The sequence below is a fragment of the Sulfolobus acidocaldarius DSM 639 genome (assembly GCF_000012285.1).
GTDB lineage: Archaea > Thermoproteota > Thermoprotei_A > Sulfolobales > Sulfolobaceae > Sulfolobus > Sulfolobus acidocaldarius.
Genome location: NC_007181.1, coordinates 1524845 through 1545688, shown reverse-complemented (window position 1 = coordinate 1545688; position 20844 = coordinate 1524845). Strand labels below are relative to the sequence as shown.

Here is a 20844-nt window from a genome sequence, read left to right as displayed (position 1 = left end):
ATTTTAATCAGAAAATTAAAAATTTTAGTATGACAGTTTTGTTATTTGGGTTCGAACCATTTTCTGAATATAGTGAAAATCCATCTGAAATAATTGTAAGAAATTTGAACGGTAATGTAATTGAGGGGCATAAGATAATAGGAGTAATACTACCTGTTGTATACGATAAGCTTGAAGAAATGGTGACCCAGAGTATAAGACGTTACCAGCCAAACCTAATTTTAGGTATAGGATTGGCACCTGGAAGAACTAAGATCACTCCTGAGAAAATTGCTATAAATTATAAGTACTCCAGGATACCTGATAACATGGGAGTCACATATAAGGGACAAAGAATTGACATGAATGAGCCTGACGGGATATTTTCTAATTTGCCTGTAGAAGAATTAGTTGAATACCTGAAATCTAAGAACATTCCCTCAGAGATAAGCCTCAGTGCTGGATCGTATATCTGTAATATGACTATGTTCCTCGTACTCAGGGAGGCTAAAGGAATTGGCGCTAGGGGAGGGTTTATACATATACCGTGCCATGAGAAGTGTGCAATAGAGTCCAAAAGAGATATGGCGTTTATGAGCTTAGATAAAATGCAAGAGGCTATTAATCTAGCCATACAGTTCTACTTAAAAAATTGAGGTGAATGTCAGGAATTTAACAAATGTCTATCCCACTTTAACCTATTCCCACATCCTTCCTTAAGGCGAGTTTATTTATCTTTCCTGTGCTAGTCAATGGCATATTATCAACAAACACTATCTTATCAGGTAGCCACCACTTATTTATCCTGCCCTTATTCACTGCATCTCTAAGATATTCTAAAATCTCTTTTTGATCAGTCCTTTGACCTGGCTTCAGTTTCACTACTGCCATAGGTCTTTCTCCCCATTTCTGGTCTGGATATCCTAATACTGCAACCTGTTCGACTGCAGGGATCTCCGAAATGATGGACTCCAATACGCTACTGGGGATCCACTCACCACCGCTCTTTATCACGTCCTTTAATCTGTCGACTATCCTTAGACCCCCTTCCTCTGTTATTATTGCTAAATCACCTGTTTTGAACCAGCCATTCTCGTCATACGCTCTCTGAGTCTCTTCGGGATTATTGTAGTATGAACCTGGTAACCAGGGAGCCCTAACATATAACTCACCAATCTCGTTGTAACTAGCCTCAGTCCCATCTGGTTTAATAACCTTTACCTCAACAAAGGGGACTGGATGGGTAGTTGTGCGTAAATAATCTATATCATCATTGACTTGGAACTTACCTGGTATAATTGAAATGGATATTGCCAACATATCAGTGCCTCCGTAGATCGTTGAGAACTTTAACCCTGCATCGGATATGGATTTAGCAACATTATAGGGAATAGCCTGTCCACCTATAAGCGCTTTAACTCCAGGCAACTGTTCTCCTGAAGATAATATCATCTGTATCATTGTGGGGACTGCATTTATCCACGTAGCATTTTCCCTTTTGATTAGTTGTATAGCGGTTTTTGGGTCAAACTTACCGGTCAAGACGTATTTAGCTCCAAGGTAAGAGGCTATAAATGCAGAACCCCACGACCACAAGTGATAGAATGGGATAAATGGCATTATGACGTCATTAGAGGAGAGTTTTGCAGGAGAGTTGTAAAGACCAAGCTGATGGACTATACTTAATGCACCATGAATTACCTTCTCGTGTGTATACATCACAGCCTTCGGCTTACCTGTAGTACCTGAGGTAAACAGAATGGAGTAAGGGTCTCCTCCCTTAACATCATAATTTACCTTTTCCATAGCACCCTTAGAAATGAGGTCTTCATAACTTATTTGACCGTTATTACCATCTAGATAAACAACTTTAGAGGAATCAAACACCTTAGATAACGCCTCAAAGTCACGGCTTATGAACAACCATTCCACGTTGGCGAATTTAATTGTCCAGATTATTTGCTCAGGAGGTAGTCTAATGTTAACTGGGTAAATTACACAGCCTAACAGAGCTGAAGCATAGAGTAACTCCACAAATCTGTTGGTGTTCCAGTCTGCAACACCTATTGTTGTCCCCTTCTTTATGCCAAGATTATGGAGAGAATTAGCAAGCTTCACTACCCTCTCATAAACTTCCTTGTACGTATATATATTGTCACCATACACGATCTCGACATTAGGTGTCAGATCTTTCGCTCTTTTCAAGAGTTCAAAAACAGTGAAATAATTACCCATTTGTCTCAGCCTTCAACTCTACTTCGTCTATCATAAATACTACATCTCCACCTCTGAGATCCTCAATCGGGTACACTTTTCCCTCCAAGAACCGCGTAGCGTAGAGTTTGCCAACTGTCCTTAACCTACTGGATCCTAAACTCTCCCCCGCATGAAGGAGTAGAACAGTTGCAACCGCATTACCTAGGGTATTCAGTAGGTCTTTCGCATAATACTGGGCGTCCTGAATCTGCATGCCCAAAATCCCTGAAAGGGACTCATTAATACTCCTTAATGCTAGATCACCAAGGTCTCTATCCTCCTTCAACTGATTTACTAAATTCTCCATATCCTTTATAAGTGTCAAATGAGCTTTCTTTTTAACCAATGCTTCAAGCATGTCTAAAGCTTGAATATTACTTGGTCCCTCCCATATGGGTGTAATCAGAGCCTCCCTATGAAGTCGTTCTATGGGAAACTCCCTCAGAAACCCTATACCGCCATGAAGCTCCATAGCCATTTTGGTGACGTAAGCTGACATATCAGCAGTCATATTCTTGGCTATGTGAGTCAACAACCTGGCGTAATTGTAATTTTCATTATAGGGTGGAGTCGACATCCACGACTTCTGAAATTCACTAACTGACTTCAGAGCAAGTGCCATAGTACCCTCAATGTAAACTTCCATATCTAATAGGTCTCTACGTACTAACGGATGTTCAATTAAGGGTTTTCCAAATGCTTTCCTCTTTTGTGCGTAGTAGTAAGCCTCAAGATACGCTTTCCTGGCTAATCCCAGAGCTCCAAATGCATTAGCTATTCTGGACACAGTTAAGGTCTCGACTGTGTAGTATATTCCCTGATTTAACTCTCCTATAGGTTGGGCTTCAGAACCATGAAACTCTACCTCTCCAGTAGGAACACTGATAGTAGCACTTTTTTCCTTTAATCTCCTGATCAAAAAGTTCCTTCTCCCTGAGGAATCTAATTTAGGGGCTAAGAAGAGACCTAACCCTTTTGCTCCTGATGGAGCTCCCTTAGGTCTGGCTGTAACTAAAGCGTAATGAGCTAACCCTGCATCACTGGCGAAATACTTGGTGATTCCGTTTAATTTCCAAGTATTCCCATCTTTATAAGCCTCAACGAGGTTAGCACCTAAATCACTTCCTCCCTGAACTTCTGTAAACCATGTTGCACCAAAGAGTATCTTATCGTTTTCACCGATCATTCCGTCTACAAGTGTTCTCTGATAAGCGTCTCCGTACTTGTATAGGGTATAAGCTGTTTGATTTGTCACAGTCAGGATACACGCTATTCCGGGATCTGAGATTAGGTATATTGATGCAAAGTGCTGGAACCAATCCCCTCCCTTATACGGATAGGCATTAACGTGGTACTCTTTTAACAATCTCTCTAGAACTAACCTTTGCATAGGTGAAATCCAGACCTCATCAACTCTTTGTCCGTCTATACTCCACATGATGTGTTTAGGGTGAGCCCCTTTATCTATATAATCTGAAATTTCCAGTAACTCCCCTCCAGCAAATTCACCTAATGGTGTCAGATCGGGGACAGCCCCTCTAAAGTACTTCAAAAGTTGTTGAAATGGTTTATCAATAGTGAAGTGGTTTTTGCCGTAAGAGTTAGAGAGGTATGAATAAACGTTTTTCCATGAGTCCTCAGACATCATTATACATAATGTACTTTTTGAATATTAAATTTTCCTATATTTGAAATTTATTTTATAAATTCAAGATTGTCTTCAAGTTTCCTTATGTAAAGATAATTAAAATTTTTAATCCCAATTTGTCTAGTTAACAAGAAGTGAAAAGTCAGTTATTAGCTGCAGATATTTAATTAGTTAAATATATCTATAAATTAGATCATTATGAAGAAAAACAAACCACTTCTGAGTTTGTCCTTAAGAAACCGAGACGTTGAAAAAGATACAACAATCTTGGGATCAACAGGGAGCGTATGTGGGACAGACCACCATTCTAAATTATCTCCCTCGACGATTGTGCAACTAGGAGATAAATACGCGATAAATACTCTCCTTAACCATATCAGAACTTCAACACCCACTGGACAGTTTTAGGAGGTGATGTAAAATTAGTATTAGGAATTACGTATTTGCAGGCATTTTAGTAGTTGTGTTAATACTAGTATCTCTGTTCACTCTACCCCTTGCGATTTTGAACCCTTACTTAGGAGTCTGGGTTACAACAGGAAACACTAAGGAATTAACTTACGTAACCCATATTAATGGGCTTCAGGGTAACGTTAATATATATGTGGACAACAATGGTATTGCCCACATTTACGCTGATAACCTTCATGACCTTCTCCTGGCAGAGGGTTATTACGAGGCGAGCCAGAGACTCTTTCAGATGGAGTTTTTCGGTCTACTTGCCATGGGAAACCTGAGCTCATGGGTAGGTAGTAGGGGACTGAGCTCAGACATTGCCATGCACTTAATTGGTATACCTCAGAACGCTAATATGAGCACCAACTATATAAGGGAAAATTATCCTACCGTTTACTCTTACCTCGTAGACTTCTCTGAGGGGGTCAATGATTACATTAGCACTCTGAGTTACAGGAATTTACCACTCGAGTTTAAGTTTTTAGGGGTTAAGCCGTATAACTGGGCACCGATATATTCGCTGGCGTTCGGAGAATACATGGCATGGAGTTTAACCTCAGGTTTTTCGGACGAACTAGCATCTGCCCTCCTCTACGCATATTTCAACTTCTCAGAGGTCAACGAGATAAATCCTTACTATCCGCACTTCATTGATGGTAATCTCACAGTGATGCCTGGTGATGGGACTGTTAACGGTTACAATCTCACAAGTCAGGGGATATCTCCGTCATATCTATGGTCACTGGACTGGTATCAGTCATGGGCAACAGGCTTAACTAAACAACAGCTGATAAGTCTAGTGCCCTTAATGAAATATGCTCTACTAAACATCTCAGACCCTTACGTTGATTTCACTGCACCTATTCTGGCAAGCAACTCATGGGTAATTACATCTAACTTCTCATCTCAAGGACCTATATTAGCCAATGATCCACATTTACCATTACTTTACCCTTCAGTGTGGATACCCTTACAACTAGTTGGGGGAGGATTTAATGTTACAGGTTGGGGACTAGTTGGAATCCCTGGAGTACTTATAGGGCATACACCTTACACTGTGTGGGGGTTGACAACTCCAGAGGGGAGCTCGTCTAATGCCTATGTGGAAAGGGTTAATGGGACTTACTATTACTTTGACGGTAAATGGTATCCGATGCAGGAATATAACTACACACTTATGGGAAAGACCTATACCGTTTATTACACTAATAACGGACCATTAGTTGCAAGAGAAGGAAATTACGGGATAAGCCTTTATTGGACTGCTATGAAAGAACCAATACTTACTGTTATTGCAATACTTCTGCTAGACAACTCCACTTCCTTCAACGACTTAATAAATGCTGCTAAGTACTGGGTAATACCACCGCAGAACATAGCAATGATAAGCAGAAACCATGCGGGCTACATTGTGGCTGGCTCTTATCCCCTTATAAACGAGACCTTACCCAACGGGAAGACCGTCTTAGTCATTGGTGCAAGAACACCCCTAAACGGTACCACCAGTAAGTTTGAACCAGTAGGTTATGTTCCGTTCAAGTACTTACCCCAAGTGTTTGACCCGTCAAGAGGTTATGCCTTCGCTCCAAATCAGCCAACTGCCTGGATAAATTATCCTTATCCATTTATAGGTGGTTATTGGAGTTCTGGAGGAAGAGCAGAGGACATATATCATTATCTTAAGTACCAGAAGTCTGTGGACGTGAGCGATATGATGTCATTACAGTCAAATGTGACGGATTATTGGGCTTCTCAGCTCACACCTCTTCTACTTAAAGCCATAGGTAACGGGAATACGACAATTGAGGCTCAAGCAGTACAATACCTTAAATCATGGAACTATACATTCTACCAGGGAGAGGTCGCACCCACAATATATACGTATATAGTGGCAGAAATGGTAAACATGAGTATGGCTAGGATACTTGACAACTATGGTCTAGGAATTATAGGCATCTCCGGTATACCTTATGTTGTCCCTGACCTTATCTATATTGCTCTAAATGATCCTACATCAATATGGGTTAACGGTAATTTCAATAGCCTTGTTCAAAATGCCTTTGCCAAAGCTATCTCACTGCTCCAACAAGAGTTAGGAACTAATGTAAGTGGCTGGAACTGGGGTAAAGTACACTTCCTTGAGATCTATGATCCATTACAGTTAAGTCAGTTATCCATAGGTCCAATACCCATATTTGGAGACCCTCACACTTTGGCAGTGGGTTCAACCCCATACGTACCGACTGTTCCACTACCATATGTTACTGTAGGGTCCTCACTTAGATTTGTCGCATGCATTAACTCCTCACTGTTCTACGGGATATTCCCAGGAGGACCATCAGAGGGAATATTCAATCAGTACAGCCAAAACCAACTACCACTTTGGCTAAACTTTAGGTATGTATCATACTCCGGGTATGGTTACACTACTATCGCTAACATAACATTGGAGGCTGATTGAAATGAAGACTAGATCAATAATTTACATAGTTGTGTCCATTATTCTAGCTTACATCTTTGAACTGTTTGTACTTTACCCATTTACTGCCATACTAGTTGGTATTCCTTTGGGATTACTGAGTAGAAAATACTCAGCTATCTCAGGGTTCCTAGTAGGGTTTATAGCCTCACTTTCGCTTTACCTTTTATATCCCCTAGGGAACGTTCTTCAATTGGCAGATAAAGTTGGTGGAATTTTAGGATTGAATGGGGTTGTAGTGGTATTGCTTTACCCATTGATCTATGGCATAATATCGTTACTGACAGCGTTAATAGTGAATTTAATAATTAAAAAACCCTCCACCTCAAACAAGTAAATTAATCTTTTTTCACTTAGATCTTAATTTACCTGAAATCTCGCTCTAGTTTTTTTGATTACTTGAAGAGAATATAACTGAGTGTGTATACTTTAACTTAAATTAAGGGTCTCAAAAACTCCGTGGTTTTAGGCACTGTTAACTTAATTTAAGGGGATAATGCTTATTCTTTGTGATAATAGAAGAAGACTCGATAACAAAAATCCGTGATTTAATCGTTCAAGGTTCATATACCGACTTAAAGAACTGGTCAGACAATGTTGAGAGCTTATTCCTCAGTTTTTGAAATAGCTCATATGCCTCGTAACCTACCCAATTTGGCGGTAGTAGATCTTTAGGTAAGTTTGGATCAATGTGTAAAAATTTCCTGTATTCATGAACCAATCTAATTCTGGTTATGAATGCCTCATTTGGTTTCAGAGAAGATATGTTCTCCATAACTTTGCCCCATTGGTTCACAAACTCCTTATATTTCTCCTCGACCTCTTTCAGATCCCAACACTTCCTTACTATCTCAAGGGGATTTCCAACAAAGTCCGAAATAAAGAAGAATATGTCAACATTGGTTCTACTATCTTTTAATTCATTAATGAATTTAGTTAGGCTCTCCTCAACTGGGTTTGGCGATATCCATGTCGATTGAGCCAGGTATCCAAAGCCCAACCACTTTAAGGTTTTTCTCATCTCGTCTCTGACACTCCTATTTGACTCAGGTATATTGTAAACTACTATTCTCCATTTTCCGTCCCACTCTCCGTTCCTCTTCTCGTAGACTCTTTTCATACCTTCCTGTAACCTATATAACCCAGCTTCGGATAAACTACACCTCCTCCTGTCAATCATGTCCACCAGTCCCTTTTGCCTTAAACGGAATAGACCTGCCCTTATTGCCCCCTCTGTGAAACCGAACTCTCTCATTATCTTTATCAAACTCCTCACAGTTATGCTATTTCCGTAGTTTATAATGTAGTCTCCATAAATCGTGAAGAACAGCGTTTGAAACTTCATATTACTCACTTAATGCAACAGAAATTAATTTAGATATCTCTCCCTCGAATGTCATACTTTTTATTTTTGATTTAGAAAGACGACATAATACACAATCTTGTGTAAAATTATGTGTGAATATAAATACGTCAGAAATATTTGAAACCTTCATAATATCACATTCTTCACAAAGATAAGTAAAAATTTAAATTTTTAGTCATAATATTCAGTAACAACATGTTAACATACATCTCCTAGTGGTTGGACAATAATACTTAAGATTTCACTTCACCGGTTCTGAACTTATAACGTTGAATCTTTCCTGTAGCTGTCTTAGGTAATTCATTAACAAACCTAATCTGTTTTGGTATTTTATACGAAGGAAGTTTGCCCTTCAAATACTCCTTTATTCCCTCCTCTAATTTTTCATTAGCCTCATATCCCTGCTTAGGTACAACAAAAGCGACCACCTTAGTCAATCCCACCTCATCCTTTATTCCCACAACTGCTGCCTCTAGCACTGCTTCATGGGTGAGTATAACTGACTCCACCTCAATGGGGGAAATCCACATACCCCCTGCTTTGATCATGTCGTCAGACCTCCCGATATAGTACAAATATCCATTATCGTCAAAGTAAAATTTGTCTCCACTTCTAAACCAATAACCTTGCATGTTTTTTCTGGTGTCCTCATACTTGTGTAAATAATACATGGCTACACTGTCACCTTTCACATACAAGTCACCTATTTCCCCAGCCTTAACCTGGTTACCATTTTCGTCAACTATTTTAACCTCATAGCCAGGGACTACTTTTCCCGTGCAGTTAGGTCTTGATTCTCCAGGAAAGTTCGATATGTATATGTGAAGAGCTTCCGTTGAACCTATTCCGTCTAAGATCTCAACAACATACCTCTTCTTCCACTCTTCATAAATTTTTCCAGGTAATGGCTCTCCTGCTGATACGCAAAGCCTTATTGAGCTTAAATCATATTTTTTCCACTCCTCCACGTTAAGTAGAGAGTTGTAAATTGTCGGAACTGCGAAGAATATTGTGGGTTTATATGTCTGGATATAATGAAGGACTCTCTTTGGTTCTACTCTCTCAGGCATTAAGACCACTGATGCACCATTTCCGAAGGCAAAATAAGAGGAGTTACCTAGCCCATATGCGAAGAAGAGCTTTGACGCGCTAAAGAGCTTATCATTTTCATTAATTTTCAGAACGTTCTTAACGTATGTATTTAAAACAACTATTATGTCCTTGTGGAGATGGACAGCACACTTGGGATGCCCTGTGCTCCCTGAAGTGTATAGTCCAAATGCAGGTTCGTCAGGGGACGTCTTTGCTGGATTTAAGTCAGTGGATTCGTGGGGGACTATATCCTCATACAGCATAACCTTAGCTGGGTGAGGGGAAATATGTAACTGTTCCCTATGTCCTCCGGGCAATATCATGACATACTTCAACTCCTCAGTTCTACCGTTTAATTTACTGGCTAGCCTGTCCCAAATTTCAGGCTCTACGACTAGGACTTTAGCTTTACTGTCCTCCAAGTAGAATATGTGGTCATCGGGTATTGTAAATGTATTAACTGGAATTGGGAAGGCTCCTATTTTCATTGCGCCATAAAACACTGATATGAAGTATGGCGAGTCATAAGAAATCATGAGGAGTCTCTGTTCTCTCTCTAAGAACTTCTTCAATGCATTACCTACTCTATTTATTTCGTCTATCAACCTCCTATAGGTCCATATCTCGTCTTTGTAGTATATAGCAGGTCTCCCTAGCTCATTACTCCTTTTCGAGAAAATAGCATCTGTTACATTTAAAATGTCCCCATACTTACTGCTCATGCTATTTCCTAAATATATTTTTTATAATTCAGTATTTAAGTATTTTATTCTAAAATTGTTATACGTAAAATTGTCGTATATATCAAACTACTGTTACAATGACCCCAATCAGGAGGAGTTTTGAGGATTAACATGGGTCCACAGATTCGTAGAGCAGGAACTTTTTATCTAAATGATCAAAACAAGAACTACTGGTCTTGGGGAGATCATTAACTCCTTTCTTCAGACATGGAGTAATGCGTTAGTAAGATGGTTTATATAAACTGATTAGATTTCCTAAACTTGTCACTCTTATGACAAGTTTTACCTTAAAGTTGTCAACCAATGACAAAGTTTATATTAAACTTGTCAATACATTAACAATGTGTCACTCATATCACGAATGGTCTTTCAAAACCCTTGGTGGAGTGATAAGAGCAAAATTTATGAGGACGAAACAGTGAGAAAGGTAGCTAATTCCCCTTATAGAATACCTCCCATCCGAGAGAACATTCTGTTACTGGGTCCCAGGCAGGTAGGCAAGACGACCTTTCTGAAGACTACCATAATGGAGGTTCTAGAGAGCGAGGCTAATCCTAAAAAAGCCCTTTTCTTCTCATGCGATTCTATGAGGGACATGGAAGACCTAATAGAGCTAATACATGAGTACAGGAATTTAATTAATCCCAACAATGGTTACATCTTCCTTGACGAGATAACCTTTGTAAAGGACTGGAATGTTGGGCTTCTACACTTATTTAATGCTGGATACTTTAGAGACTCAATAGTTTACGTTACTGGATCTACGTCAATGTACTTAATGAAGGAGACACTACCAGGAAGACCACTAAAGAAATTAGTCTTTTACCCACTTGACTTTAGGACTTATTTCAACGTATTCTTCCAAAATAAGATCAACGTAGACAGGATAAACCTGTTCAACCTTAAGGAAAGTTATGAGAAGGCTAAAGACTTATTACCATACTTACAGGAGTTAAATACTGCGTTATTAAGATACGTTGAAAGAGGAGGCTTTCTAGCCACAAACTTAATCGATAACCCATTAGAGTTATATAGTGTCTATAAGGATGCAACATTAAGCGATTTAGCGAAATTAGGCAGGGACGAGAGAATATTTATTGATATTATAGGGGAGATAATTGACTCTCTTGGTAGCAGAATCTCCGAAAACACCATAGCAAAAAAGACCTCAATAGGTTCACACAATACGGTTAAGAGCTACCTTGAGCTGGGTGAAAATTTATTCACTTTCAGAGTGTTCAGGAAAATCGAGAACGGACACTTTAACAATAAATCCTTTAAGAAGGTTTACTTTATTGACCCCTTTATATACAGGGTTATGAAAATGTATACCAGAGGAATCGGTGATATCAGTAGGGAGGAGTTGCCCAGAGTCGTTGAGGGAATAGTAGGTGAACATTTGGCTAGAGAGTACGGACGTGAAGTTGGATATACTTTCACTAAGAGCGGTAAGGAAGTTGACTTTGTGGTAAGAAATGTGGGAGTGGAGGTGAAGTATGGGAGTGCAAACTATAACGACTTAAGGTTAAGTGAGGGGTACATATTAAGTCTCGATGAAATAGGGATGAAAGACAACAAGGTAATAATGCCCATATCCATCTTTTTATACCTGATATCTTCAGAAAGAGTGTTTTACGAGATTTTTTAAACTTCCGATAGCGATGAACGTTAGAGAGCTTCAACAAAAAGAGGAAAGAGAACAGTTATAGACTTGTTTAGCCATAAAACGGACTTCCTCAACTAACTTAAAATGTGTTGACATTTGTTGTCCCTCAAGTGTGGAGTGGAGTTGTTTTGGAAGCTAAGATCAATATAATGTTAAAATAACTTTAACTATTTGCCCCTGAACACTGGTTTCCTCTTTTCAAAGAATGCCCTTGCACCCTCCTTGGCATCTTCTGAGGCTAACGCCTGATTCTGCATTTCTCTCTCTAGTGCAAAAGCAGTGTACAGAGGTATATCTAAACCTTCATTAACAGCCAACTTCGCAAATCCCACTGCCTTAGCAGGACCACTAGCAACCTTCCTTGCAAAGTCCATGGTTTCTGTATACAACTTCTCTGGTTCCACGAGTCGCTCAACAAGTCCCAACTCATAGGCTTCCTTTGGAGTAAGAGTCTTGCCTGTAGTCATAAGATATATCGCCTTAGACCTACCTACTATCCTAGCTAAAAATTGTGTTCCTCCTTCCCCTGGGATAAGAGCAAGGTTAGAGACCTCTGGCATACCTAATTTAATGTTATCGTCATTGGCAATGAACCTTATATCGCAAGCCATTGCTAGTTCCAATCCACCACCCATACAATGTCCGTTTATAGAGGCTATTATCAGCTTCCTCGTAGACATCATCCTAAGCATAACTTCCTTACTGTACTGGCTGGATAGACCAATGTACTCAGGGGATTTGTCCTTTATCTCGTTTATATCGAACCCAGCAGAGAAAAATCTAGGAGTATTGCTGGTTATCACTATAACCTTTACATTGTCATCAAACCTCGACTCCACTATTATGTTATCAAGCTCTCTTAGCATTTCCAGATTATGAGCGTTTGCTGGAGGTCTATTTAGCTTCACTATACCTACTCCGTCTTCCACTTCTATCTTGAAGAACTTTGGTGATAACTCTGACAGACCCATGATAGATGACTGTAATTCCTTATTTATATATTTTATGTTATGTTTAATGCGCGTAAAATAAACGTATAGAAATTATTCATAAATCTCAAAAATTACAAGATTTTCGCTAAAAACGTAACACGTATAGAAAGCGTTATATACGCAAAATGTGAAAGTTATAACATGGTAACAAAGTGGGAGTATAAGAAACCAAAGAGGGTTATTAACTGGGGCGACTTCACAGGTATTAGGAAGTTTGAGTCAGTTTACGAGTTGCCACAGGAGGCTGTGGAGGTTCTATTAAAATTATTGAGTGTCCAAGGGGATACTGAATTTGCCTCAATTGAACAACACCTATATTGGCTATTTCACGCCCCTAGTCTCACCGAAAGGGTTACCATAGCAAGAATTATGGCAGACGAAATGAGACACGGATGGCAGATCATACAAGTGCTCAAGGAGTTTGGCGAACCGGGGAAAAGAATCGCGGAGGAACTCCTAGCCACTAGGATGGGTAAGCACAGGTTAGACGCCTTTAACATGCCTTTCAACTTATGGGAGGATACAATAGCCTTCACGTTCTTAATTGACAGGGTCGGTCTTTACCAATTAATGGCTTTTGAAGATTCAAGTTTTGGTCCCCTCTCAAGGATAATACCAACAATGCTGATGGAGGAGGAGTTTCACATAAACTTTGGCTACACTGGAATAAAGAGGCTCGTAGAGAGCGGAAAGAGGGACATAGCCCAAAAGTTAATTAATAAATGGTACCCTAGGGGCTTAGACATGTTTGGGCATTCCAGATCTAGAACTATTGAGTTAGCTTACAAATACGGCTTAAAGAAGTGGAGTAATGAGGAGATGAGAAAGATGTATATGAAAGACGTAGAGGAACTAGTATCGCCTCTCGGTTTAGAATTACCTGATCCCTACAAGAACAGGAGAGTTCTTTAGGGACATATAATGACAATCAAAACTCCCAGCGATATAAAAGATGAGGAGCTGAAGACGGAGCTCTTAGATCTAATTTTTGTGATCGCCGATTCTAAACTAGCTATTGTGGAGCAAACATCTCCATGGCTAGTTAACTCCCCAACTGTGGACTCCAGACTATTCACTGCTAGGTTTGTCGCAGATGAGCTGAATCACGCATGGCAGATGTCTCGTATGATCGAGGACTTTGGTGAAAAGGATAAGGTTAAAGAGCTACAAGAACTGAGGCTTGGATTACATAGGTTAGAGCCCTTCAATTTGCCCTTATTTACATGGGAGGACGCCGTGGCGTTTGTTTTCGTAATTGACAGCTACAACGTAATTCTGATGAATTCACTTATGGATTGTGAATACGAACCATTAAGTAAGTTGGCAAAAAGTATAGTAAAGGATGACGAGTACCACACTATGTTTAGCGAGAACGAGATAATCAGACTTTCAAGAGAGAACAGAAATAAGATACAGGGAGCACTAAACTTCTGGCTACCTAGACTAAACGACGTCTATGAACATATGAGGAAACTGAGACTGGATAAGTTATTCTCTCTCAGAGTAAACAACTGGCTTACAGAGGAGAGCGAAAGTAGTTTAGTAAGTAAATTAAATGAAAAACTAGTGAAAATTGGCTTAGATTCGGTTGCTGTGAAAAAATATACACGTAATTAAAATTGAAAAAATTAGAGTGAGTGAGGAAAAAACAACTTCTTCCTCTACTTCAACTTCGCTTAATTCTAGCCAAATTACTTTGCTACCTTCACTTTAATTACCTTGATCAGACTAAAGACAGCAGTAAAGGGAACAGCAATTAAGGTTATTGGCAATAAGAGAGTGGAAATTCCTGGCTGTCCTAGTGCTATGTATTCGTTCGCTATTACAACTGTTGTTAGAGATGAAAGGATTACTAAAACAGGGATTAACACCCACTTTCTTTTGCTGAATTCCCTTGAGACCAAGAAGGAAATAAGTATTGAAGGAGAGGCTGAAAGAAATGCGCCAAATCCTAACAGTGTGTCGCCAAATACGTAGATTTGGCTAGCTTCCAGATAGAAAATCACGTAGTCTATTATAGGTAGTACCACAGTAAGCAAGATGGGTATCCAAGAACTCCTGATAAATTTACTCAGAAGGTAACCTACAACACTAAGGACGAGTATACCTATGATTACTCCCTCTAGAATTGGTATGGATTCACCCACATAACCTCCGTAGTCAATGACACCAATGAAATCTAGAATGGATCCTCCCACGCTTGAGATTAATAGAAAACCGAGAATACATATGGCTAGTTGCTCCACCATTCTAATCACCTTACTTGACTCTCTCAGTGAATACTTCTGTGAGACAATCACCGCTAACAACTGTACACTTCCAATTAATAATAAGAATTGAGGGGTCAAGAATAGGGGAGTGAAACTCACATCATTGCTTATGTAAACTTTCGAAGATATAGAGGCTAAAGTGAGGTTAGTAGATCCTGAACGTTGATAACCAAGTTTATTAAATGGTATTTGTGGTGGGAGAGGAAATAGTTTACCCAAATTACTGTACTCCTGTATAACGCTATTATTGAATGTAAAATAAGGTGAGGAGGGAATTGGAAAACCTGACATGTTTATTGGAGGTCTTGGAGGTTGAGTGAAATTGAAGAAATCGAGAGGGAGATAACTGTTTAATACAAACTTGTTAAGAGCTGGTAAACCCCAATTATAGTCTATGAAGGCTATTAAACTAGCGTGGGTTAAGAGTGTATTTGAGACGTAATCTTCCTTACTGTAAGGTGATATAACTATTAAAGGAACTCTCTCACCTAACTGTTGCCCTTGAAATACAGGAGGAGGTACGTGGTCATAATAACCTCCTGCCTCATCGAAGGTTATAAATATGGCGGTACTATTCCACTCAGGGCTCCTCATTACTGCATTAACGATGTAGAGTAACCACATTTCACCTTGTAGCACATTTGCAGGAGGACCCATATCTGTCGTCGGACTTGGTAAAATCCATGATACTGATGGGAGAGTACCGTTATTTAATTGGTCTATGAAGGTAGACCAACTGCCCACGTGGTTAAGGTAGTCCTTTACTCCGCTGAAGTACTTTAAGTCAGATTGACCCCAATCAGAGGCGTTAAAGATGTAATATCCCCAGCTTACTCCATATTGGCTTAATTCAGCAAATATTGTCTCATTAAACGGTATGTAAGGAGGAGGACCATAGTCATCTATAACTGGTGAATAAGCTGTGTAGAGGTAAAGGTGATTGGGTGCACTCTCTGACATCACAGGAGAGAAGTAATTGTCTGCCAATCCATATTCCTCTGTTAAATCCCACAGTGGAGCTAACTGTGACACTGTGTAGTAAGTGAGACCTTGTGGACCTGAACCTTGAAGAAAGCCATCCATCTTTCCCCCGTTCCAGTCCTGGTGATACGGGATATACCCTTCGTTGGGGTCCACTGTAACATAAGTGCCGTTAGGGACAGGCTTAAGCTGGCTTAGAACAGGTAATCCCAGTAAATTATTGGGTTTTGTTAACTCATTGCTCAAACTTTCATTTACTCCTCCAGTTGGATAAACTCCAAAGAAGTTGTCAAAGCTGTGATTCTCCATGAAGATTATTATCACATGTTTAATTGGAGTCCTGGTTTCGCTTTCAGCATAGGATATGTTTGAAATAAGGAGTAAAGCTATAAGTAGGAAGACAAACACAAGAATAGTATATTTCATTAATAATAATTATATTAACTTCGTCTATTAATTTATACTTGCTTCGATAATTTTATTTCAACATGACTGAGGAGGAGATTCAAGAGTCCGGTGAATGTAGTGCATCATCAAGTAACTAACCATGTGCTTTGCTCAGTACATCTCGGACTCTGTAGATACAAAAGATTATTTCTTATATAACACCCATGCGGACAATAGACCTTGATACCTTTTTACACTGTCAGGAAATAACGAGAATAACTCTTTGGCGCTTATATTCCTGGGGTCAGGACCGAATCCCTTCCGAATTGAAACAAACGCTAAACCGCCAGGCTTTAAAACTCTCTTTATTTCATCAGCCAACTCTTTATGCAAAACAGTACAGCATAATACGTCCTTGGAAAGGACAAAATCAATGGAGTTTGATGGTATTGGAGAAAGGTCTCTTGACACGAAGGTTTTCACATTTGTTATCCCTTCTCTCTCCAGTTTGCTGGATAGAATCCTTATTTGCCTTTCATCAGAATCTAAAGCATAAACTAACCCTTTATTACCAACCTTTCTAGCCAAGGAAAATGTATAGTAACCTGGACCACAACCATGGTCCAGAACTACCATACCTGGTTTAACGTAATCTATGAAATCGTCTTCACTTTCAATTAACCTCCTTAATGGTAAAGAAAGTATAAATGGACTTATTTTTCTGTCTTCTACGTTCTTCATACGATTACATTTGTAAGTACCGTTATAAAGATTTGTGAGTGCTTTTGAAATAAACTGAATATGTACCGTTGAAAGGAGCATGGATTTAATTTTCGTTATACTTGTTCAACCGCCTTTACGTTTCTAGTTTTTTCTCTCGTGATATTTAGTTGTCCCTAGCTCGGTGAATTCAGTGTTATGTAAATGAGGAGAGTTAAAAATAGACTTTCTTCCTATTTTTCTTCTATAAGGTTATTCCTGAGTACTCCGATTTTACTTATTTCAGCTTCCATGACGTCTCCTGGCTTCAAATATTTCCCTGTTGCTAGTGCTACTCCAGATGGAGTACCTGTAGATATCACATCTCCTGGCTTAAGGGTTATTCCATTAGATAAGTACTCTATTATCTGCTCTACCTTAAATATCATGTCCTCAGCGTAAGCGTCTTGTCTTATTTCGCCATTGACCCTTAATTTAAGTCTCAGGTTGTTAATGTTGTCTATTTCGTCCTTAGTTACTATCCATGGTCCCATAGGTGCAGCAGTGTCTAAACCTTTGCCATGTACCCATCTCATACCGTAGGGTATTTCAGGGGGGAACTGCTTATCTCTAAAACTGATATCGTTAAATATAGTGTAGCCAAAGACGTAATCTAATGCTTTTGATGAGTTCACATACTTAGCCCTTTTACCCATTATCACAGCTAACTCTATCTCATAGTCTACCTTATTTGATGCCCTAGGAAATAGTACAGGTTGATTGTGCCCAATTAAAGTGTTGTTGAATTTTGTGAAGATATATGGTTCCTTTGGAGGGTTATTATTCGTCTCCTGACCATGAGCCCTGTAATTCACCGCTAACAAAAATATTTTCTCAGGGTCAGTTACTGGAGGATAATATATGATGTTTTCAGGGTCTAACTCAGCACTTCTTTTTATAACACTGTCCAACTTGTTAAAATCGTCTAAGACCCTTCTTACGAGGTATAATGAACCCTCTCCTCCTTCTATTAGATCTCTCATGTTGAAAAACCAGTTTGGAGGTGTAGCATCGTAAACCATCTCATAAGCCTTCACCAAGTCTACGACTTTTCCTTCATGGTACACTCCAATCCTTTTCTGCTCACCTAAGTTTGGTGAGAACTGAAGTAACTTCATAATATGATATTCTCATATAGTTTGTTATAAAACTTATTAATCCCACACTACAAGCCTTTTTACCTATCAAACTTTGTTAAACCCCTCAAATAACGTGACAAATGAAAAAAAGTAATAAATGACTTAAACTTATTTGTCTCATATACTTGCTAATGATTTCCCTTCTTAATAAAGGGCTGTATAGCCTCTCATGAAAGACATTTAAAAGGTATGGAGATATATCGCTGACGATGCCTTATTATGCTTTCACTTCTCTATTTTCCAGCCATACTCTTTCATCAACACCTCATCACCGTAGTTTACCCACTTATAGAACTTCCTAAGTTTGCCACCAGTCTCCCTCTCCACCAATTGCTGAAGGATGAATTCTAATACATTTGAGAGAGGCCATGCCATAACGAATGCCATAGTTACACTTATCCATGGAAGTGGGGGGAGGAAGACCGACAATATCATGGGACCGAGTATAATCAAGATTATAACAGCTAGACTCCTGTTTGCTTCTCTTTTACTTGTCCTATACTTGGGTTCGTAAGTTATAACTCCCTTGCTTATCAGTTCCTTAATCTTCTTTAGCATCTTCCAATCCTTAAAAAAGAGGAGAAATGCTGAAAGAGGAACTATCACGGTAAAAAGGGGAAGGTAAGAGAAAAATGCTACTAAAAAACCTAGAATTACAAACGTTGATGAAAAAACTACCTCCTTAAGCGTAGTTAGTGGTCTTTCCTCAGTATAAGAAGCACGCGACATAGTGGTCATTCGTCCCGCCGGTCAATCCCGGTTCCTTCTGTCTACAGACATCCATGGCAAAGGGACACCTTGGATAATACCTACAGCCCTTGCCATTATATGGCTCTGTCTCTTCTTTAACCGTTAAGGAAAATAGGGTCGTTCTACCAGAGGGATCAGGAATAGGGACTGCCGAAATAAGTGCCTTAGTGTAAGGGTGTAATGGATTCCCTAGAACCTCATCTGCTGGACCGCTCTCTATTATTTTACCTTGGTACATCACATAAATCCTGTCTGCAACATAACCTATAGTTGAAATATCGTGAGTTATCATTAATACACTCTTTCCCCTCTCTTCCTTTAACTTCAAGAATATGTCTAACACGCCAGCCCTAATTGACATGTCTAGCATTGAAACTGGTTCGTCTGCAACTATGAAACTAGGATCTAACACTAAGGCTCTGGCTATGGCTACCCTTTGCAACTGCCCTCCAGATAACTGGTTTGGTAGAGAGTTGGCGTACTCCTCTTCTGGTGTAAGCCCAACGTCCTTCAAAGCTTTTAATATCATTTCTCTTTCCTCATCCTTACTCTTAGTGATGCCATGAACCCTTATTCCCTCAGCAACTATATCGTATACTTTTAGCCTTATATCTACCGCTTCATATGGGTTCTGGAATATAATCTGGTTCTCCTTCCTAAAGGCCTTCTCCTCTTTTCCCTTTAACTTAAACACATCTTTTCCGTTCCATAATACCTTGCCTGCTGTAGGCCTTTGTAAGTTAAGAATTGTCCTTCCCAGAGTCGTCTTCCCGCTACCTGACTCACCAACCAGTCCTACTATCTCCCTCTCCTTTACCTTAATGTCTACACCGTCTACAGCCTTAACTATAACATCCCTGGATTTGAAGTAAACCTTAAGTCCTTGAGTCTCTATCATTGTTTGGTCACCGCATGACAAGCAACATAGTGAAATCCCTCAATCCTTGTCAATGGAGGTTCCTTCTGACTACATATGGGCATTGCTATTGGACATCTGGGAGCAAACCTGCAACCCTTGGGTGGGTTCTCTAGGTCTGGAGGATAGCCTGGTATAGAGACCAGTTTCTTCTTTTTTCTCAACCTTAAGTCCGGTATTGCATCAACAAGTGCCTTTGTATAGGGATGAAGAGGATTCCTGAATAACTTCTCGACATCGCCAAACTCCACTACTTTCCCTGCATACATAATGAGAATACTATCACTTATATTGGCTAATAGAGCTAGGTCATGAGTAACAAACATCATACTAAACTTTCTGCTCTCCTGTAAGTCCTTCATTATCTTCAAGACCTTTGCTTGCGTTATAACGTCTAAGGCTGTAGTAGCCTCATCTGAGACAACCATAGAGGGGTTCAGAAGTAGTGCCATGGCAATTACCACCCTCTGCCTCTGTCCTCCAGAGAGTTCATGTGGAAACATATCTGCTTTTTCTGGGGGAACCCCTACACTCTCTAATGCCTTATATATCCTCTCAGTTGCCTCAGCCTTTGATACATCCTCATGGGCTAAGATTGTCTCTATCATCTGATCTTTTATCTTGTATACAGGGTCAAGTACATCCATGGAAGCTTGCGGAATATATGCTATATCTCTCCATACTATGTTCTTCCTAAACGTCTTCAGGTCCATTTTCAGAATTTCCTGACCTTTAAATTTCACTTCCCCTTCTACAATTTGTGCATTTCTGGGAAGCACTCTAAATATGGTAGTAACTAAAGTAGATTTGCCACACCCAGACTCTCCTGCGACCCCTAAAATTTTAGCCCTGTCAACAAAGAGCGAAACTGAGTCAACTGCCTTTACGTTACCAGTTTTTGTCTTGTAATAGGTTTTTAGAGAGTCCACTTGGAGTAAAGGTTCCGTTGATTCCTCAAATATCAA

The 20844-nt window shown here is 39.6% G+C and carries 17 protein-coding genes; 6 read left to right on the top strand and 11 right to left on the bottom strand.

Annotation, left to right across the window (positions count from 1 at the left end; all coding sequences use genetic code 11):
- Positions 1–29 precede the first annotated feature (29 nt).
- Entirely contained in the window at positions 30–635 is a 606-nt protein-coding gene (locus tag SACI_RS08515; protein WP_011278588.1) for a pyroglutamyl-peptidase I, read from the top strand.
- A gap of 37 nt (positions 636–672) precedes the next feature.
- Here the strand turns inward: SACI_RS08515 and SACI_RS08510 are convergent, their stop codons facing one another.
- Both SACI_RS08510 and SACI_RS08505 read right to left on the bottom strand, forming a co-directional pair.
- Positions 673–2214: a long-chain fatty acid--CoA ligase gene (locus tag SACI_RS08510; RefSeq protein ID WP_011278587.1), complete on the bottom strand. Its 1542-nt coding sequence runs from the start codon at positions 2212–2214 to the stop codon at positions 673–675.
- On the bottom strand, positions 2207–3883 hold the full coding sequence (locus tag SACI_RS08505; protein ID WP_230937941.1) for an acyl-CoA dehydrogenase family protein: 1677 nt from the start codon (positions 3881–3883) through the stop codon (positions 2207–2209). Before SACI_RS08505 ends, SACI_RS08510 begins: the two co-directional genes overlap by 8 nt.
- Positions 3884–4346: 463 nt before the next feature.
- Between SACI_RS08505 and SACI_RS08500 the strand changes: the two genes are divergently transcribed.
- Together SACI_RS08500 and SACI_RS08495 are read left to right on the top strand one after the other, a co-directional pair.
- The gene (locus SACI_RS08500; RefSeq protein ID WP_011278585.1) at positions 4347–6800 is read left to right on the top strand and encodes a penicillin acylase family protein; all 2454 of its coding nucleotides are present in this window, start codon (positions 4347–4349) and stop codon (positions 6798–6800) included.
- Between the two features lies 1 nt (position 6801).
- Positions 6802–7155 (top strand): hypothetical protein, encoded by a 354-nt coding sequence (locus SACI_RS08495; protein WP_011278584.1) that lies wholly within the window; start codon positions 6802–6804, stop codon positions 7153–7155.
- Between the two features lie 219 nt (positions 7156–7374).
- Here the strand turns inward: SACI_RS08495 and SACI_RS08490 are convergent, their stop codons facing one another.
- Both SACI_RS08490 and SACI_RS08485 read right to left on the bottom strand, forming a co-directional pair.
- Positions 7375–8163 (bottom strand): transcriptional regulator PaaX, encoded by a 789-nt coding sequence (locus tag SACI_RS08490; protein WP_011278583.1) that lies wholly within the window; start codon positions 8161–8163, stop codon positions 7375–7377.
- A 254-nt stretch (positions 8164–8417) separates the two neighbouring features.
- On the bottom strand, positions 8418–9998 hold the full coding sequence (locus tag SACI_RS08485; protein WP_011278582.1) for a benzoate-CoA ligase family protein: 1581 nt from the start codon (positions 9996–9998) through the stop codon (positions 8418–8420).
- Between the two features lie 382 nt (positions 9999–10380).
- Here SACI_RS08485 and SACI_RS08480 point away from each other — a divergent pair, with 382 nt between their 5' ends.
- Positions 10381–11667 carry an ATP-binding protein gene (locus SACI_RS08480; protein ID WP_011278581.1) on the top strand — a complete coding sequence of 429 codons (1287 nt, stop codon included), beginning with the start codon at positions 10381–10383 and terminating at the stop codon, positions 11665–11667.
- A gap of 185 nt (positions 11668–11852) precedes the next feature.
- Here the strand turns inward: SACI_RS08480 and SACI_RS08475 are convergent, their stop codons facing one another.
- The gene (locus SACI_RS08475) at positions 11853–12656 is read right to left on the bottom strand and encodes an enoyl-CoA hydratase/isomerase family protein (protein ID WP_011278580.1); all 804 of its coding nucleotides are present in this window, start codon (positions 12654–12656) and stop codon (positions 11853–11855) included.
- A 162-nt stretch (positions 12657–12818) separates the two neighbouring features.
- On the opposite strand from SACI_RS08475, the gene SACI_RS08470 reads away from it, so the two are divergent.
- Positions 12819–13589 (top strand): 1,2-phenylacetyl-CoA epoxidase subunit PaaC, encoded by a 771-nt coding sequence (locus SACI_RS08470; protein WP_011278579.1) that lies wholly within the window; start codon positions 12819–12821, stop codon positions 13587–13589.
- Positions 13590–13598: 9 nt separating this feature from the next.
- Positions 13599–14294: a Phenylacetic acid catabolic protein gene (locus SACI_RS08465; RefSeq protein WP_011278578.1), complete on the top strand. Its 696-nt coding sequence runs from the start codon at positions 13599–13601 to the stop codon at positions 14292–14294.
- A gap of 74 nt (positions 14295–14368) precedes the next feature.
- Here SACI_RS08465 and SACI_RS08460 read toward each other — a convergent pair whose 3' ends face one another.
- The 6 genes from SACI_RS08460 to SACI_RS08435 form a co-directional block, all read right to left on the bottom strand.
- Complete coding sequence (locus SACI_RS08460; protein WP_011278577.1) at positions 14369–16354, bottom strand: alkaline phosphatase family protein; 1986 nt, start codon at positions 16352–16354, stop codon at positions 14369–14371.
- 165 nt (positions 16355–16519) lie between these two features.
- Entirely contained in the window at positions 16520–17056 is a 537-nt protein-coding gene (locus SACI_RS08455; RefSeq protein ID WP_011278576.1) for a class I SAM-dependent methyltransferase, read from the bottom strand.
- A 212-nt stretch (positions 17057–17268) separates the two neighbouring features.
- A complete protein-coding gene (locus SACI_RS08450; protein ID WP_176586696.1) occupies positions 17269–18195 on the bottom strand; it encodes a fumarylacetoacetate hydrolase family protein in 927 nt (308 codons plus the stop codon).
- Positions 18196–18438: 243 nt separating this feature from the next.
- Positions 18439–18942 (bottom strand): hypothetical protein, encoded by a 504-nt coding sequence (locus tag SACI_RS08445; RefSeq protein ID WP_011278574.1) that lies wholly within the window; start codon positions 18940–18942, stop codon positions 18439–18441.
- The gene (locus SACI_RS08440) at positions 18920–19861 is read right to left on the bottom strand and encodes an ABC transporter ATP-binding protein (protein WP_011278573.1); all 942 of its coding nucleotides are present in this window, start codon (positions 19859–19861) and stop codon (positions 18920–18922) included. Before SACI_RS08440 ends, SACI_RS08445 begins: the two co-directional genes overlap by 23 nt.
- A complete protein-coding gene (locus tag SACI_RS08435; RefSeq protein ID WP_011278572.1) occupies positions 19858–20844 on the bottom strand; it encodes an ABC transporter ATP-binding protein in 987 nt (328 codons plus the stop codon). Before SACI_RS08435 ends, SACI_RS08440 begins: the two co-directional genes overlap by 4 nt.

Excerpts from the sequence above, each read along its gene's own strand:
- SACI_RS08515 (WP_011278588.1), top strand. The coding sequence starts at position 30 with ATGACAGTTTTGTTATTTGGGTTCGAACCATTTTCTGAATATAGTGAA.
- SACI_RS08510 (WP_011278587.1), bottom strand. The coding sequence starts at position 2,214 with ATGGGTAATTATTTCACTGTTTTTGAACTCTTGAAAAGAGCGAAAGAT.
- SACI_RS08505 (WP_230937941.1), bottom strand. The coding sequence starts at position 3,883 with ATGATGTCTGAGGACTCATGGAAAAACGTTTATTCATACCTCTCTAAC.
- SACI_RS08495 (WP_011278584.1), top strand. The coding sequence starts at position 6,802 with ATGAAGACTAGATCAATAATTTACATAGTTGTGTCCATTATTCTAGCT.
- SACI_RS08490 (WP_011278583.1), bottom strand. The coding sequence starts at position 8,163 with ATGAAGTTTCAAACGCTGTTCTTCACGATTTATGGAGACTACATTATA.
- SACI_RS08485 (WP_011278582.1), bottom strand. The coding sequence starts at position 9,998 with ATGAGCAGTAAGTATGGGGACATTTTAAATGTAACAGATGCTATTTTC.
- SACI_RS08480 (WP_011278581.1), top strand. The coding sequence starts at position 10,381 with ATGGTCTTTCAAAACCCTTGGTGGAGTGATAAGAGCAAAATTTATGAG.
- SACI_RS08475 (WP_011278580.1), bottom strand. The coding sequence starts at position 12,656 with ATGGGTCTGTCAGAGTTATCACCAAAGTTCTTCAAGATAGAAGTGGAA.
- SACI_RS08470 (WP_011278579.1), top strand. The coding sequence starts at position 12,819 with ATGGTAACAAAGTGGGAGTATAAGAAACCAAAGAGGGTTATTAACTGG.
- SACI_RS08465 (WP_011278578.1), top strand. The coding sequence starts at position 13,599 with ATGACAATCAAAACTCCCAGCGATATAAAAGATGAGGAGCTGAAGACG.
- SACI_RS08460 (WP_011278577.1), bottom strand. The coding sequence starts at position 16,354 with ATGAAATATACTATTCTTGTGTTTGTCTTCCTACTTATAGCTTTACTC.
- SACI_RS08455 (WP_011278576.1), bottom strand. The coding sequence starts at position 17,056 with ATGAAGAACGTAGAAGACAGAAAAATAAGTCCATTTATACTTTCTTTA.
- SACI_RS08445 (WP_011278574.1), bottom strand. The coding sequence starts at position 18,942 with ATGTCGCGTGCTTCTTATACTGAGGAAAGACCACTAACTACGCTTAAG.
- SACI_RS08440 (WP_011278573.1), bottom strand. The coding sequence starts at position 19,861 with ATGATAGAGACTCAAGGACTTAAGGTTTACTTCAAATCCAGGGATGTT.